Origin of the sequence: Streptomyces sp. NPDC059248 (assembly GCF_042753905.1) — a bacterium.
Taxonomy (GTDB): Bacteria; Actinomycetota; Actinomycetes; order Streptomycetales; family Streptomycetaceae; genus Streptomyces.
In genome coordinates this window covers 173,822-188,839 of record NZ_JBHYZV010000001.1, presented here as the reverse complement: position 1 = coordinate 188,839, position 15,018 = coordinate 173,822, and the positions used below count along the sequence as shown (strand labels likewise).

The following is a 15,018-nucleotide window of genomic DNA, read 5'->3' as shown; positions in this document are numbered from 1 at the left end:
GAACGTGCCTGGTCGGAGGGCGTTTCGTCGTTCCGCTGTCTCCAACTGGCCTTCGCATCTCACGGTTGGGACGGATCGCCCCACAAGGTCAGGTCATCCAAGCACCACACCGACCCGAACGACGAAGGGGCTTCGCCACATGTCCAGCATCCGTAACTCCCGTACCCGTCTCATCGGTACCGTCGCAGTCGTCACCCTCGCCGCTCTCTCCCTCACCGCGTGCCAGGACGGGACGGGCACCGACGATGAGGGCGCGTCGGCGGCCACGGTGACCCCGGCGGGCACCCCCGGGTCCGGGCGGGGCGAGAAGTCCGGCGAGAAGTCCGGGGCATTCGGCGATTCGGAGAAGGTGGAGAAGGTGGAGAAGGAGGCTTCGGGGGGATCCTCCGGTGAGACCGTCACCTGCGAGGGCTCCAACACCAAGACCGTTGCGGCCCCGTTGAACCGCCCCATCAACCACATGCTGCTCACAGTCACCAACACCGGCAGCCGGCCCTGCTCACTCTACGGCTACCCGGCGGTACGTTTCGGCGAGGCCCAGTCGGTGCCGCCGGTGATCGCTGAGTCCAAGCCTCAGGCCGTCGTCACTCTCGCCCCGGGCGAGTCCGGCTACGCCGGAGTGGCCCTGTCCGCCGACGACGGAAACGGCTCCGGCGGCCGTACCGAGAAGTCACTGATCGTCCACTTCAGCGACCTGTCCGGTAACGGGAGCGTCGGGGAGTCCGCCCGCCCGTCACTGCCCGCGCGCGGTGTCCACATCGACGACTCGCTCGAGGTCACGTACTGGCAGCAGGAGATGGACAACGCCCTCAGCTGGTGAGAAGCGCATCGGGCTGCGCCGCGTAGCGTCCGCGTTCTAGGCTCTGAGCCGCCGTCCCGACTCCGTCACCGGGCGCGGCGAGGGGGCGAAATGGATCATCTCTTCAGGGTTTCGGGTTCGTCGGCGATACCTGTGTCGTCTACCGAGCTGGCCGCCGAAGGGCTCTTCGAGCGGAAGCATCTCCAGGAATGGGTGATCGAACATCCGCTCGTGCTCGGCGAGTCGGTGCTGGTGGTCACCGCGGAGTTCGACCGGTGGGCCGACACGGACGGGGTTCCCGCCCGTGACCGGCTGGACGTCCTCGGGCTGGACGCCACGGGGCGGCTCGTCGTCGTCGAGTTGAAGCGGGGGACGGCCGACCGGGACGTGCATCTGCAGGCGATCACGTATGCCGCCCTGGTGTCCCGCTTCGACCTCGACACTCTGGCCCAGGCCCACCACGACTTCCTGGCGGGCAGGGGCCAGGCGCTCGATCTCGACGCGTGCAGGCGGCGGCTCCTCGATCACGTCGACGGGGAGTGGAGCCCTGAGTTGCTCCAGCGGCCCCGGCAGGTGATCATCGCCGCCGGATTCCCCAAGCAGGTCACGCATACCGTGGTCTGGCTCTCGGAGATGAATCTCGACATCGACTTGGTCCAGGTCGGCTTGTGGCGGGTCGAAGGCCACCTGGTCGCCGGGTTCACCAAGGTGTATCCGACGCCGGAGGTGGAGGAGTTCACCCTGGCCCCCGCGAGGGTCGAGGCCGAGGTCGCCGCCCGGAAGCTGGCGGAGCGTTCCCGGGCTCGTAACGCCGTGCATGTCATCGTCGGGGCCGGGGTGCTGCCGGATGGGACCAGACTGCGGCTCACCCCGCGGCACGGGGTGACGGAAGCCATCCGCGAGGCCGTCGCGGCATGGGTCGGTGAGGACGGCGACCGTGCGTCGGCCGTCTGGCACAACGACACGGCGAAGCCGCTGACCTGGGAGGCCGATGGCAACCGCTTCTCGCCGACCGGTCTGGCCAATCACGTTTTCCAGAGTGTGACCGACCGCAAGGCCGACGGCATCCAGGGCACGACGTGGTGGGACGTCGACATCGACCATGTCCCTGACGGTGTCGATCCCGGTGAGTGGACGGCGCTGGCGGGTACCGACCTCGCGACGCTGGCCAAACGGCTGCGGAGCAGCTGACGCCCTGCCCGTGCCGGACGCGCCCGGCACCCGTCCACCCAGGAGAGGACTTCTGTGAGCGGTCATACCCCACCGATTCCCGAGCGGCCCCCCACACCCACCCCCACCGCCGCCGGGCGCAGGGCCGCCGGGAACCCGTGGAAGACGGCGACGTTCTGCCTGGCCGCCGCGTTGGTGGCGACCTCGGCGACGCTCGTCTACACCGTTGTCGACGACCGTGACGATTCCGGTGGCACCGCCGCTGCCGAGCCGTCGCCTTCGATCTGGCAGGACGACCGGCCCCGTACGGTTCCGGAACGGAAACGGAAGCCGGTCGAGTCCGTGTCCCCCTCCCCCGGCCCGGGGCCCGGCTTCGAGGTCGGGGAGCAGGCCCGCAGCGGTGGTGTCGTGGTCACGATCGGAAAGGTCCGGGAGACCGGCTCGATCGTCTTCGCCGGTACCGCGAGGAAGGCCGGCTCCGGTGCCAAGTACGTCGTGTTGGAGACCGTGGTGTTCAACGACACGAAGGGGGGCATGGATCTCACGTGCGGACTGCCCATCGTGAACAGTCTGCTCGACGCGGGCGGCCGCCGTTACGACACGGTCGACGACCTCGACGAGGTGCCGGGCAATCCCGAGTGCAACGAACAGCTCCAGCCGGGCTTCAAGGACAGCATGCACTTCGTGTACCGGGTACCTGAGGACGCCGAGATCACGGCCTGGGAGTTCTCCGAATACGATCTCGACCCCGACCGGAAGCCGTCGATCGTACGGATCGGCGGCGACCTCGTCTGAGGCCGGTACCGACGCTTGGTCGGCCGGTGTACGGAAGCGGCTATCCGTAGGTCTCACGACGGCGGCGGCGATGGTGGCGGTCGCCCTGGCCCGAGGCGCCGATCGTGGTCAGGGACGGCAGCGACGCGCCGTTGTTCCACTGGCCGAGGTGGTCGCGGTGGATCGCCACGATCGCGTTCCGGGCGGCGAAGTCCTCCGCGGGGCCGGTGAAGAACGTGGTGGTCACGAAGATCGCCACATCGGCCTCGAAGTGGACCTTCGCGCCCAGCAGATCCCTGACCTCACGGCTGGGGATATTCTTCCTCGGGGTGTGGCGCTTGCACTGGATCACCATGCTCCGGCCGTCGGGGAGACGCCCCAGGACATCCGCGCCGTTGTCGTGGGAACCGCCGACGCGGCGGACCTCCGTACAACCGTCGCGGCGGCACAGGGCCGCCACGCACTCCTCGAACTCCGTTCCCGTCATGGTGTCGATCTCGGCGAGGCTCCGGTGCCCGGCGCGGAGCGCGTCGTCGTGGCGCCATCGGCGGTCGCCGTCCCGGATGCGGTGATCCGTACGGCGGAACCACTGGATCGCGACGGTGGCGGCGGCGAGGGCCAGGGCTCCGACGGCGTACGGCCAGATCGACGACCAGGACATCGCGACCAGTACGGCGACCAAGGCGAGCCCGCCGCCGATGCGGGGGCGGACGCGGGGGCGGACGCGGGCGCGGGCGCGGGCGCGTCGGCGGGGCGTACGGGAACGGCTTCGGCCTGTGGCCGTGGTGCGGCCGGGCCTTCGTGGTCGTCTGCGTGGCGTCGTCATGGAGCACCCCCGTTCGGTGCAGCAGTCTCGGGGAGGCACGAACGGGGGTGAAAGGGGTACCGGTCGGCCAGTGGCCGGGATCGTACGACCGGTTGGGGCGGGTGTTGCTAGAGGTGGGGAACGGGGTCGGCGAGGAGGGTGGTGAGCCGGGTGTGGGCGTGGTGCCAGGTCCATGCCGATTCGACGCGGGCACGTCCCTCGCGGCCCATCGACCGGGCGAGTTCGCGATCGGTCAGCAGGCGGATCAGCCGGTCGGCGACCTCGACGAGGGAGCGGGGGTCGGTCACATAGCCGGTCTTCCCGTCGTGGATCGTGGCCGGGGCCCCTCCCGACCTGCCGGCGACGGTGGGCAGGCCGCAGGCGGCCGCTTCGAGGAAGACGATGCCGAGGCCCTCCACCTCCAGACCGGCCCTGCGGGTGCGGCACGGCATGGCGAAGACGTCGGCCGCGGCGTAGAAACCGGGCATCGCGCGATGTCCGTGGCCGCCCGCGAAGACCACCCGGGGGCCGAGGCCGGGGCCGAGCGTCGCGGCCAATCGGCGCAGGCGGGGTTCGTCGGGGCCCGCGCCGACCAGGAGGAGGACGGTGCCGGGGGCCGCGCGGTGGATGAGCGGGAGGGCTCGGATGAGGGTGTCCTGGCCCTTGCGGGGGACGAGCCGGGCCGCGCACAGCACCACGGGCGCGTCGGCCGGTATGCCGTACGAGGCGCGGAGCGCGATCGCCGCCGGGGTCGGGTCGGTGCCGCGCGGGGTGAAGTCCGACGGGTCGACGCCCGGTGTCAGCCGCCGCATCCGGGACGCCGCCGCGGGGTCCAGCGCCGGGGCGATGGCGCGACGGGTGTAATCGCCCAGATATGTCATGGTGTTCACGGTCGCCCCGATCCGGCGCAGCGCCCGGCGGGCCCCGGGCGTCCGCGCCCACCAGACCTCGTGGCCGTGTGTGGTCGCCACCATCCTGCGTACGGCGGTACGGCGGCGGAGCGCCGCGGCCATCAGCCCGAGCGGCGCGGCGGCGCCGAACCAGACGGTGTCGCAATCCAGTTCGCCGATGAGGGCGGCGGCGCGAGCGGTGGTACGGCGGGTCGGGAGGAGCGTGCGGGTGGGGTCGCGTACGACCGGGAAGGGGAGACGGGCGTCATGGTCGCGGGCGCCGGGTTCGGCGGAGGTGTAGACGGCTACGTCACCGGGTGGAAAGCGTACGGCCATGGCATGGACGAAGGTCTCGATGCCGCCCTGTCGGGGCGGAAAGTCGTTGGTGATGATCAGGGTCCTGGGCATGGGGTGTCGACTCACTGTTCGGTCGCGGTGGGGGTGGGGGTGGGGGTCGTGACGTGGGTGGGGGCGGCTTGCGTCGTCCGGGCCGGGGGCTCGGTGGTGAGGGCGAGGAACGCGAGGACGAGGGGGTAGAGGAGGTAGCCGTAGCGGCTCGCGGGGGCCAGGGCGAGGGCCAGCAGTAGACCCAGGGCCGTACGGTTCGCGGCCGCTCGTACGGTCGTGGGTGGACGGGCGACGAGGGAGACCGCCATCAGCAGCGCCGCCGCGCACAGCAGTGTCAGCGCCACCACTCGGCCGGACTCGCCGGGCAGGGCCGTGGCGACGAGATGGCCGGGGAGTGGGCTCGCGGCCGGGGACGGGACCTCGGTGAGTCCCAGGGGGAAGGCGACGACATGGCGGAAGAACCCGGCCGGGTCCCGGATCGCCACGGGCCCCACGAGGGCCGCGACGGTCGCGGCGGCGGCAAGGCAGCAGCGGACCGCGGTCCGACCGCCGCGGGCCACGGCCAGGAAGGCGCAGACGACCGCGAGGCCCGGCCAGGCCGTCCACTTCATGGCCGACGCCAGACCGAGGACGAGGCCCGCGGCACCGGGCCGCCCCCGGCCGGCGAGGACCGTGCCGAGGCACATCAGGCCGATCAGGGGGAGATCGATACCGCTGACGGCCAGGGACATCGCGACCGGTGGGCAGGCGAGGAGAAAGGCCGTGCGGGTGACGGTCGTACGGGTGATGGCCGTACGGGGCGGGCAGGAGGTGGAGGCGGTCGTCCCGGGGGTGGAGATGGTGCCGCGGAGGGCGAGGGCCATGGTGACGACGAAGCTCAGGCCGAGCCAGAGCCGTGCGTCCGTGAGCGGACCGCCGCCGGTCAGCGCGCCGGGGAGGCCGAACAGGGCTGTCGCGGGGAGGTACGGGTTGTAGTCGGCGGTCACCGTCGGGTCCGGGTGGTACGGGGTACCGGAGTCCAGCAACCGGGCCGCCGCCCCCTCGACGACCCGTACCTCCAACTGGGCCGCGTCCGCGGCGATGAGGACGGCGAGCGGGAGGAACGCGGCCAGCGCCGCGGCGAGAACGGGGATCCGGCGTACGGGGGCGGCCGCGGCAACCAGATAGCCGACGGCGGCGACGGCACCCCAGACCCGGTGGGTGGGGAGCTGGGTGACCAGGGCGAATCCGCCCGCGAAGGCGGCGGACAGCAGCCAGGGGGCGCGGCTCGACAGGGCGGTGTCGAGGAGGGGGCGGCGGGACGTGGCGCGGGCGGGGAGTCCGTCGGCACGGGGCCGGTAGCGGGGCCGGGTCCTGTTCGGGGGCCGGAGACGGGTCCAGGTCCGGAGACGGGTCCGGGCCCAGGTCCGAGTCCGGGCCCAGGTCCTGTTCCGGGGCCTGTTCCGGGGCCGGAGACGGGTTTCGGTGCGGGGCGGTCGGTGGGGTGGCGTACGGCGTACGTCATCGGTGTTCGGCACGCGTGCTGTCACGGCCTGCTCCCCTGGTGGTACGGATGTTGTGCGACGGGTTGTCGAGTTGCGCGGGTGGCGTGGGTGGTGCGGGTGGCGACCGCAGGAGGAGCAGGCTAAGAACGCGGACCCCGTGGGCTCGTCACACCGGGGGGCTGTCTTCGGGCTCGAACCGGGGGGTGAGCCGAGGAAGGAAATCAACCCGTGCTCCGACGCCTCTCCACCCTCTCCACCCGCAGACTGGCGGGTATGAAAGGACCGGAAGACCGACACAGCGACCGGCAGGTTCAGCGCCTGGCCCGGTTCCTGTTGCTCTCCCCCGAGGAGCACGGGAAGCGCTCGGCTCCGCCGTCCCCGGCGGGCGCCGAGGATCCGGGCGGGGCGGGGTTCGTACAGCGGGTGAGGGGATGGGTGCGCGCGCCCGCGTATCCGTGGATCAGCGGTGGGCTGCTGGGCGCCGGGGCGATCGCGGAGACGCTGCGGCTGGACTTCGGGTCGACGGTGGCCGTGGCCGTGGTGATCACGGTGGCCGCCGTGGCGACGGCGCTCGCGGCTACCCTGCCGCTGATGTGGCGGCGGAGGTGTCCGGCGCTGGCCGGGTATCTCGTCGTCCTGGCGTCCCCGTTGAACTTCCTGTTCCGGCCGGCGCTGTTCCTCACCGTCTGTATAGGCGGGCTGCTCGGCTTCTACACCCTCGCCCGTCACCGGGTGCACCATCCGGTGGCGCTGGCCGCCTTCGGCATCACCCTGACGGTTGTGGTCGATCTGCTCCATGTGACGACCGATGTCTTCGACGGCCCGTATGCGGACCCCTTGCCGCTCGGCTCCCGGGGATCACTCGGGTACTTCGCCGAGTCGTTCCTGATCGGGCTGGCGATCCTGGCGGCGGTGAGCGCGGGGGACGCGGTCCGCAGCCGCGAGGGGGTCCGGCGGGAACGGGCGGCGGCCCAGGCCGAGCTGATACGGCTGGAACGGCACAAGGCGGCGGAGGCGGAGCGTCGGGCCATCGCCCGCGAGCTGCACGACATCGTGTCGCACTCGGTGTCGGTGATCGCGGTCCAGGCCGAGAGCGCGACCTATACGACGCCGGGGCTCTCGCCCGAGGGCCGGGACGGCTTCCAGCAGATAGCCGGGGCGTCCCGGGAGGCCCTCAATGAGCTGAGACAACTCCTCAATGTGCTGCGCTCCGACGAGGTCGCCGGGCGGCGAGGGGCCGCCGAGGCTCCGCAGCCGACGCTCGACCGGCTCGACGAACTGCTGGCACAGCACCGCAATGGAGGGGGGAGCGCCCGGCTCACCGTCACCGGGGCGAGACGGCGACTGCCAGCCTCGATCGAGCTGACCGCGTATCGAATCGTGCAGGAGGCACTGACCAACGTACGCCGGCATGCCCCGGGGGCCGCGGCGGAGATCGCGCTGGAGTACGGCGCGAACCGGCTGGCGGTCCGGGTGGGGGACGCCGGGCCCGGGCCTCCGGCGGGGATATCGGCGCCGGTGCGGGGGCATGGGCTCATCGGGATGACGGAGCGCGTGACGCTGGCCGGGGGGCGGCTGACCACGGGGCGCGGCCCTGCCGACGGCTTCCTCGTCCACGCCGAACTGCCCGTCGTCGCGGACGGCCGGGGCGAGTTGTGGAGCATGAACAGTGGCGGTAGCGGCGAGGGCATCGGCGCGATGGCCGCTATCCGTGGAAGGGGACGGGAGTTGGGAGTGGGGTCATGAGTCGGACGGAAAATCGCGCAAGGAGTCGGACGGAGCATCGGGGAGAGGGGCGGGCGGGGAAAGGTTCGGTGGCGGTGGTCGTGGCGGTTTCGGTGAGTGCGAGCAGTGGCCGGAGTGCCGTACGTGGCGGTGGCGGACGGGAGGAGGGGGCATGGTGATCCGTGCCGTGGTCGCGGACGACCAGGCCATGGTCAGGGCCGGGTTCGTCAATCTCCTCTCGACCCAGGACGACATCGAGGTCGTCGGTGAGGCGGCGGACGGTGCCGAGGCCGTCCGGATCACCCTGGAGCAGCGGCCGGACATCGTGTTGCTCGATATCCGGATGCCCGTGATGAACGGGGTCGACGCGGCCCGGCGGATCGTCGCGGATCCGACCGTCGCCGCCCGGGTCCTGATGTTCACGACCTTCGGACTGGACGAGTACATCTACGAGTCGCTCGCGGCGGGCGCCAGTGGCTTTCTCCTGAAGGACGCCACCTTCCCCGAACTACTGCACGCGGTCAGGGTGATCGCGGCGGGCGAGGCGTTGCTCGCGCCCGCGGTGACGAGACGGTTGATCGCCGAGTTCGCCCGGCTGCACCGAACGGCGCTTCCGGGGAAGTCGACGGTGGATCTCACCCCACGGGAGAGCAACGTCCTGGTGCTGATCGCCCGGGGGCTGTCCAACACCGAGATATCGACCGCCCTGTCGATCTCCGACCATACGGTGAAGACCCATATCAACCGGATCTTTGCCAAGACGGGGCTGCGGGACCGGGCCCAGGCGGTGATCCTGGCGTATGAGACGGGGCTGGTGACACCGGAGACCGTGGGATGACGCGGCTCGATGAGGCTCGTTGATACTCGGTGAAGCTCGGGAGCGGCCTCACCGGAGGAAGGGGTATCGCCCGGAGGACCCGTATCCCCGGGGGTCGCAGGCAATGGCCGGGGAAGGGGGCGTGGCGGGGGTAGGCGGAGGAGGGAATGGCGGGTCGGGGTCGGGGAAGCGGAACGGGGAAGGACACCCTGGAGGGAATCGCGGATGTTCTTCGGCCGGTTGAGGGGATCCGCACAGGCTCGGCTCGTAGGGTGACGCTCCGACCGCCGGTGTACCCCTCTTCCGGGGAGCGCCCCGGGCGGGCGCTCCCGTACAGGAGAACCCCGTGCCCCAGTTCTCGCGCAGGTTCGTCGCCGTTTCGTGCGCCGTACTGATCACGTTGTACGCCTCCCAGGTCGGAGGCTCTGGCGACGGCCGGGACAGCGGGGCGGGCATGACCACCGACTCCCGTGCGGCCGTGATGCCCCGCTCAGCCTCCTCCGGGCCCGAAGCGGGGGCGGGGGCAGGGCTCGGGGCGGGGGCGGGTTCGGATGCCGATGGGAAGGCGGAGAGCGACGGGGAGCCGGGCGCGAGGGGGTCGGAGCGGGGTCGGGTGCTGGCGAGGCTGGATATCGATACGGGGCAGCAGCCGGAGGGCATCGACGTCGAACCGGACGGGTCGGCGGTGGTCACCTTCGCGTCCGCCCGTCAGATCGCCCGGATCTCCCCGGCCGGTGAGCCGCGGATCCTGGCCACACTGCCCGCTCCCCCACCGGGAGCCGAGACCCCGGCCGTGGGGGAGCCGTTCCTCGGTGGGATCGTCCGCGCCGATGACGGCTCGCTGTATGTCACCTATGCGACCGGTACCGCCGAACTCACCGGGGTGTGGCGGCTCTCTCCGGAGGGCGGTGCCCCGCGCCGGATCGCCGCGCTGCCCGCCGAGGGGCTGCCGAACGGGATCGCCCTGGACTCCCGGTCCGGGCAGTTGTATGTGACCGACTCCGTCACCGGGGTTGTTCGACGGGTGCCGGTGACCGGGGGAAGGGCCGTGATCTGGAGTACGGATCCGCTGCTCGCGCCGGGCCCGGAGGGGTTCGCCGGGGCCAATGGGATCAGGGTGCACCGGGGCGCGGTCTGGGTGACCCATCACGACCGGGGCACCGTCCTCCGGTTCCCCGTGACCGGCTCACGGTCGGCGCCCACCGCCGGACGGCCCGAGACGGTCGTCGAGGGGCTGGGCGAGATCGACGATCTGGAGTTCACGGGCGACGGCGACGGTTTCCTCGTCGCCGGGGTCACCGACAGCCGGGTGCTCCTGGTCCCGGATGGTGGTGACAGGCCCGGGGCGGAGCGGCGGCGGGTGGTCTCCGTACTGGACGGGGAGGACGGTCTGCAGAATCCCTCCGCCCTCGCCCGGCACGGCTCGTCCGTATATATCGCCAACTCCGCGCACTACACGCTCACCGATCCCCACATCCTGCTGATGCCCGGACAGTGGTGACGGGGGCGGACGGCCGGGATCCGGTCGGGGATCCGGTCGCCCGCCCCCGTGGACGGACGGGATGTCGTCCCGTCGCCGGGAACCGCGCGGCTCAGAGCAGCTGCTCGCGGTCCTCGGGGCGATACACCGCCAGGGCCCAGATGATGAACACATCGATCGCGATCATGATCAGTGCCCAGACCGGCAGATAGGGCAGGAAGAGGAACTGGGCGATCAGGCTGACCGAGGCGAGGAAGATACCCAGCCAGCGCGCCCATTCCATGTTCTTGAGCACTCCGTAGCCGGTGATCACCAACAGAATGCCCAGAATGAGATGGATCCAGCCCCAGCCGCTGAGGTTGATCCGGTAGACGTAGTCCCCGACCGCGCCGTAGACCACGTCCTTGTTGATCGCCGCGATGCCCTGGAGGATCGCGAGGACGCCGTTGCACAGCATCAGGACCCCGGCGAAGACGACCCCGCCGACCGCCCATGCGCTGTTGCCCGGCGAGCCGGAGCCCGTTCCGTGGCGGGTCCCGGACCTGTGCGGCGGCGGGGTCCCGGTCGGCTGTGATGCCTGGGTCATGGGACTCTCCTTCGTCATCCCGTACACCGGACGTGCACGGGGTTCCGGATTCGAGCGTCGGGCCGGATCACGCGTACCGCTATTCGGGTACACCCGTTCGGGTGATGTGCCCGGCGTCCTCGGTCTCCTCCGGGGCCTCGGCCAGGAAGTCCACGATCGCGAGCGCGAGCAGCAGGACCAGCACGATGCCGACCACGACCCATGCCGTGGGGTAGCTCCACAGCAGATAGCTCAGGACGGCGAGCGCGACCAGTACCCAGACGATCCAGCAGCGGTACCGGTGGATCCACGGCCCGACGGGGCCGGTGCGCATCCCCGCGTGGTCGGCGGTGGTCCGTACGGAGCGGATGCCCGAGTGCCAGAGCCGTCGTACGAGGACGGCCCGGCGGCCCCGGCCGGTCAGCCAGGCGCCGAGCGCGATCACGATCCCGAGGGCGACCACCATCCGGATGGTGGTGCGCATCAGCCGGACCAGGGCGTCGTACACCGCGCCGGCGGCGGGCTGGGACGCCGAGGCGGGAAGCGCGTCCAGGTAGACCGCCCGGAAGACGGTCAGTCCGAGGCCGAGGAGCAGGGTCGCGAAGGCGACCCCGAGCGCCGCGGCCGCCAGGGCGCGGCGGCGCCGGACGGCCAGCAGGATTCCGGCCGCGACCAGGACGAGTGCCAGTACCGGCAGCCAGAACCCGGCGAGCTGAAGGAGCCGGAACCCGGTCTTCAGCTTCCCGATGTCGTCCGACTTGACGACCGTGAACTGGGTGTGGACCTCGGGGATCTTGTCGGCGACGGTCAGTCCGTCGGCCACCAGGCGTGCTTTGACCTGGTCGATCACGGGTGCGAGATCGATCTGGACGGCGTTGTCGGTGAGTTGGACCGCTCCGCCACCGCTGCCGGTCAGGGCTTTGTCCACAGCGCTGTGGATCTTCCGGTTCGCGTTCACCCAGAAGGTCTGGAAGCGGTCGGAGGCGACGACCTCCCGGCTCTTGTCGTGGACGAAGCTGCGGACCGCGTTCTCCAGGGCGCCGCCCAGTTTGCCGAGCGCCTGGGCCACGCGCGGCCGATCCGCCGGGGCGACACCCTCCAGCAGGGTGTTGAGGTCGATATGTGCCATCACGGCGTCGGTCACCCGGTTCGCGACCGCGTTCTGGACATCGGCGTTCGCGGCGATCGGGGCGACCGTGGCGACGTACCGATCCGTATCGCCGACTTCCTGGGAGGCCCAGGCGGCGACGACGCTCAGCGGGGCGAGCACACAGCCGACGACGATCAGCAGGGCGGAGAAGAAGGCGCGGACGCGGTGGTGCCGCTCGGCCGGGGGCCGTGTCCGTTCCAGCGCCGCGACGCGTTCCCGGAGCCGGCGGAGTTCGTCGGCGGGGGCGTCGTCGGGCAGGTCGGCGGGGCCCGGTCTGCCATCCGCCATATGTGCCTCCTCCGTCAGCGACCCGGCGGGCCGCGTGCGCCGGTCGTCCGTGCCGGCGTCGTTCCGGTCTCGCCCGCCGGTGTCGCCGACGGCACGGACACGATGCCGTCGCTGTCAGGGAACCGGGGGTGCGGGAGGCGGGCGAGCCACAGTGACCCGTACGGGTGCGGGGTCACCCGTACGGGCCCGTCCACGCGCAGGGGGCCCGGCGGGGGCTTTGAGTGGGGGCATGCGTACGGACGACGGAACGGCGCCACCCGGCGGGAGCGGCGGCTCCGGTTCCGGGCGGGGATCCGGTTCCGGGCGGGGGTCCGGGGCCGAGGCCGGGGCGGGTTCCGAGGCGGGTTCCGGGGATGGGCGGGCGCGGGCCGCGACGGCGCCCAGCGGGCCGGGAACGGCCAGTGACGTACCCCTGCGGAACATCCTCCGCAGCCGCGGCTATCTCACCCTGCTGCTGTTCTCGGCCCTCATCGGCGCCCCGATCGCCTTTCTCTCCTTCCTCTTCGTCACCCTTCAACACGAGCTCCAGCACGCCGTCTGGACCGACCTGCCGCAGGCCGTCGGCTATTCCGAGCCCCCGTGGTGGTGGCCGCTGCCCGCGCTGCTGCTGGCCGGGCTGATCCTGGCGCCGATCGTCACCCGCTTCCCCGGCGGTGGCGGCCACCATCCCGTGGAGGGCCTCGGCGGGCCGCCGCTCGGGCCCGAGGCGCTGCCCGGAGTGGTGCTCGCGGCGCTGGCGACCCTGCCGCTGGGCGTCGTCCTCGGACCGGAGGCGCCCCTGATGGCGCTCGGCAGCGGTCTCGCGCTCCTCGCCCTGCGGGCCGTACGGCAGACCGCGCACCCGAAGGCGGGTGTCGTCCTGGCGATGAGCGGTTCGACGACCGCGATCTCCACCATCTTCGGCGGACCGCTGGTCGCGGTGGTGATGATCGTGGAGGCGGCGGGGCTCGCCGGTACCCAGCTCTTCGTCCTGCTACTGCCCTGTCTGCTGGCGAGCGGGATCGGCGCGCTGGTCTTCACCGGTTTCGGGCAGTGGACGGGGCTGTCCACGGGGGCGCTGTCGCTGCCGTCCGTACCGCCGGACACCACTCCGGACGCCGGGGACTTCCTCTGGGGGGTGCCCGTCGCCGTCGTGACCGCCGTGATCGTGCTGTACGCCCACCGGATCGGCTCGGTCACCGCCGTCTGGACCCGGACGCGTACCGGGCCGCGCACCGTGGTCTGCGTCGTCGCGGTCGGGGCGCTCATCGCCGCGTACGCCCTGATCACCGGCCGTTCCCCGGCGGAGGCCGCGCTCTCCGGGCAGGCCACGCTGGGGGTACTGGCGGCCGAACCCGGCGCCTGGCCGGTGGCGGCGCTGCTCGTCCTCGTCGTCTGCAAGGGGCTGGCCTGGGGGATCGCGCTCGGAGCGCTGCGCGGCGGGCCGATCTTCCCGGCAGTACTGCTCGGCGCGGCGATGGGGGTGGCCTGTTCGGGGCTGCCGGGTCTGGGGGTGACCGCCGGGCTGGCGCTCGGGATGGTGACCGCGACGGCCGTGGTGACCCGGCTGCCGGTCACCAGCGCCGTGCTGGCCGCCCTGCTGCTCGGTCCCGACGCCGCGAACCAGATGCCGCTGATCGCGGTCTGCTCGGTCGTCGGCTTCGTCACCGCGCAGGTGTTGGAGCGCGTCGGCGCTCACGAGAAGAAGAAGATCGGGGAAATGGAGGAAGGGAAGGGACGGGGCGAGGGACGGGGCGAGGGTGGTGGAGAGGGGCGGAGGCCGGGGCCGGCGGCCGTCTGACCTGCGGCGCCCTCGCCTCCGGGCGGCCGAACTCCCCGCGGGCGACCGGCGGACACGGCCGACGGCATGACGGATGAACACGACTGGCGGACAAAAATTCACAGAGTTTGCCTCGGCCGGGAACCGGGACCGGGGTCGGCTCGTTGGACACATTGGGCAAAAGAAACGTCAAAGATGGCGCGGCCCGCGCCGGATTGCGCAGGGATTTCCATGGGTGTCAGCCTTTCCAAGGGCGGCAATGTCTCGCTGACCAAGGAGGCCCCTGGCCTGTCCGCGGTCGTCGTGGGCCTCGGCTGGGACGTCCGGACCACCACCGGGACGGACTTCGACCTCGACGCGAGCGCGCTGCTGATCGACGGCGCGGGCAAGGTCCTCTCGGACCAGCACTTCATCTTCTTCAACAACCTCAAGAGCCCCGAGGGTTCCGTGGAGCACACGGGCGACAACCTCACGGGCGAGGGCGAGGGCGACGACGAGCAGATCAAGGTCGGCCTGGACGCGGTCCCGGCCCAGGTCGAGAAGATCGTCTTCCCGGTCTCCATCCACGAGGGTGAGAGCCGCGGCCAGTCCTTCGGCCAGGTGCGCAACGCGTTCATCCGCGTGATCAACCAGGCCGGCGGCGCCGAGCTCGCCCGCTACGACCTGAGCGAGGACGCCTCGACGGAGACCGCGATGGTCTTCGGCGAGCTGTACCGCAACGGCGCGGAGTGGAAGTTCCGCGCCGTGGGCCAGGGGTACGCCTCCGGCCTGCGCGGCATCGCCCAGGACTTCGGCGTCAACATCTGACGAGGTCCGCTTCACCGGCAAGGGTCCGCCACTCGTGAGTGGCGGACCCTTGCCCTGCTCCGGGCCCGGTGATCCACTGGTGCCCCGTCATACACCTTCACCCGATGAACCGGTCGATCCGCGAGAGGCCATGGAAAGCGCGTAAGGCGCGGAAGGC

General features: G+C 71.6%; 13 protein-coding genes. 8 read left to right on the top strand and 5 right to left on the bottom strand.

Translation table 11 applies throughout. The annotated features are described in order from the left end of the window. Positions 1–139 precede the first annotated feature (139 nt). The 3 genes from ACFXG1_RS00905 to ACFXG1_RS00895 all read left to right on the top strand — a co-directional run bounded on the left by ACFXG1_RS00905 (position 140) and on the right by ACFXG1_RS00895 (position 2,764). Positions 140–820 carry a DUF4232 domain-containing protein gene (locus ACFXG1_RS00905; RefSeq protein ID WP_384707718.1) on the top strand — a complete coding sequence of 227 codons (681 nt, stop codon included), beginning with the start codon at positions 140–142 and terminating at the stop codon, positions 818–820. Between the two features lie 90 nt (positions 821–910). Next, on the top strand, positions 911–1,990 hold the full coding sequence (locus tag ACFXG1_RS00900; RefSeq protein WP_384707715.1) for a DNA-binding protein: 1,080 nt from the start codon (positions 911–913) through the stop codon (positions 1,988–1,990). Positions 1,991–2,044: 54 nt separating this feature from the next. Further along, positions 2,045–2,764, top strand: a complete 720-nt coding sequence (locus ACFXG1_RS00895; protein ID WP_384707712.1) for a hypothetical protein — start codon at positions 2,045–2,047, stop codon at positions 2,762–2,764. Between the two features lie 40 nt (positions 2,765–2,804). On the opposite strand, the gene ACFXG1_RS00890 is transcribed toward ACFXG1_RS00895, so the two are convergent. The 3 genes from ACFXG1_RS00890 to ACFXG1_RS00880 all read right to left on the bottom strand — a co-directional run bounded on the left by ACFXG1_RS00890 (position 2,805) and on the right by ACFXG1_RS00880 (position 6,315). Continuing rightward, positions 2,805–3,569 carry a restriction endonuclease gene (locus ACFXG1_RS00890; protein ID WP_384707709.1) on the bottom strand — a complete coding sequence of 255 codons (765 nt, stop codon included), beginning with the start codon at positions 3,567–3,569 and terminating at the stop codon, positions 2,805–2,807. 107 nt (positions 3,570–3,676) lie between these two features. Further along, positions 3,677–4,846, bottom strand: a complete 1,170-nt coding sequence (locus ACFXG1_RS00885; RefSeq protein ID WP_384707706.1) for a glycosyltransferase family 4 protein — start codon at positions 4,844–4,846, stop codon at positions 3,677–3,679. Between the two features lie 11 nt (positions 4,847–4,857). Further along, entirely contained in the window at positions 4,858–6,315 is a 1,458-nt protein-coding gene (locus ACFXG1_RS00880; protein ID WP_384707703.1) for a glycosyltransferase 87 family protein, read from the bottom strand. A gap of 183 nt (positions 6,316–6,498) precedes the next feature. Here ACFXG1_RS00880 and ACFXG1_RS00875 point away from each other — a divergent pair, with 183 nt between their 5' ends. From ACFXG1_RS00875 to ACFXG1_RS00865, 3 genes are all read left to right on the top strand, one after another. Then, entirely contained in the window at positions 6,499–8,016 is a 1,518-nt protein-coding gene (locus ACFXG1_RS00875; protein ID WP_384707700.1) for a sensor histidine kinase, read from the top strand. A 151-nt stretch (positions 8,017–8,167) separates the two neighbouring features. Further along, entirely contained in the window at positions 8,168–8,833 is a 666-nt protein-coding gene (locus ACFXG1_RS00870) for a response regulator (RefSeq protein WP_384707697.1), read from the top strand. Positions 8,834–9,425: 592 nt separating this feature from the next. Then, positions 9,426–10,313, top strand: coding sequence for a hypothetical protein (locus ACFXG1_RS00865; RefSeq protein ID WP_384740005.1), 888 nt, complete (start codon positions 9,426–9,428; stop codon positions 10,311–10,313). 91 nt (positions 10,314–10,404) lie between these two features. Here the strand turns inward: ACFXG1_RS00865 and ACFXG1_RS00860 are convergent, their stop codons facing one another. Then, positions 10,405–10,878: a hypothetical protein gene (locus ACFXG1_RS00860; RefSeq protein ID WP_384721857.1), complete on the bottom strand. Its 474-nt coding sequence runs from the start codon at positions 10,876–10,878 to the stop codon at positions 10,405–10,407. Between the two features lie 79 nt (positions 10,879–10,957). Then, entirely contained in the window at positions 10,958–12,295 is a 1,338-nt protein-coding gene (locus tag ACFXG1_RS00855) for a hypothetical protein (protein ID WP_384721860.1), read from the bottom strand. Between the two features lie 229 nt (positions 12,296–12,524). Between ACFXG1_RS00855 and ACFXG1_RS00850 the strand changes: the two genes are divergently transcribed. Then, entirely contained in the window at positions 12,525–14,075 is a 1,551-nt protein-coding gene (locus ACFXG1_RS00850) for a chloride channel protein (protein ID WP_384709291.1), read from the top strand. Between the two features lie 210 nt (positions 14,076–14,285). Next, positions 14,286–14,861, top strand: a complete 576-nt coding sequence (locus ACFXG1_RS00845) for a TerD family protein (RefSeq protein WP_384709288.1) — start codon at positions 14,286–14,288, stop codon at positions 14,859–14,861. The last annotated feature ends 157 nt before the right edge of the window (positions 14,862–15,018 follow it).

Coding starts and splice junctions, on each gene's coding strand:
- ACFXG1_RS00905 (WP_384707718.1), top strand. CDS start 140: ATGTCCAGCATCCGTAACTCCCGTACCCGTCTCATCGGTACCGTCGCA.
- ACFXG1_RS00870 (WP_384707697.1), top strand. CDS start 8,168: ATGGTGATCCGTGCCGTGGTCGCGGACGACCAGGCCATGGTCAGGGCC.
- ACFXG1_RS00855 (WP_384721860.1), bottom strand. CDS start 12,295: ATGGCGGATGGCAGACCGGGCCCCGCCGACCTGCCCGACGACGCCCCC.
- ACFXG1_RS00900 (WP_384707715.1), top strand. CDS start 911: ATGGATCATCTCTTCAGGGTTTCGGGTTCGTCGGCGATACCTGTGTCG.
- ACFXG1_RS00845 (WP_384709288.1), top strand. CDS start 14,286: ATGGGTGTCAGCCTTTCCAAGGGCGGCAATGTCTCGCTGACCAAGGAG.
- ACFXG1_RS00890 (WP_384707709.1), bottom strand. CDS start 3,569: ATGACGACGCCACGCAGACGACCACGAAGGCCCGGCCGCACCACGGCC.
- ACFXG1_RS00860 (WP_384721857.1), bottom strand. CDS start 10,878: ATGACCCAGGCATCACAGCCGACCGGGACCCCGCCGCCGCACAGGTCC.
- ACFXG1_RS00850 (WP_384709291.1), top strand. CDS start 12,525: ATGCGTACGGACGACGGAACGGCGCCACCCGGCGGGAGCGGCGGCTCC.
- ACFXG1_RS00885 (WP_384707706.1), bottom strand. CDS start 4,846: ATGCCCAGGACCCTGATCATCACCAACGACTTTCCGCCCCGACAGGGC.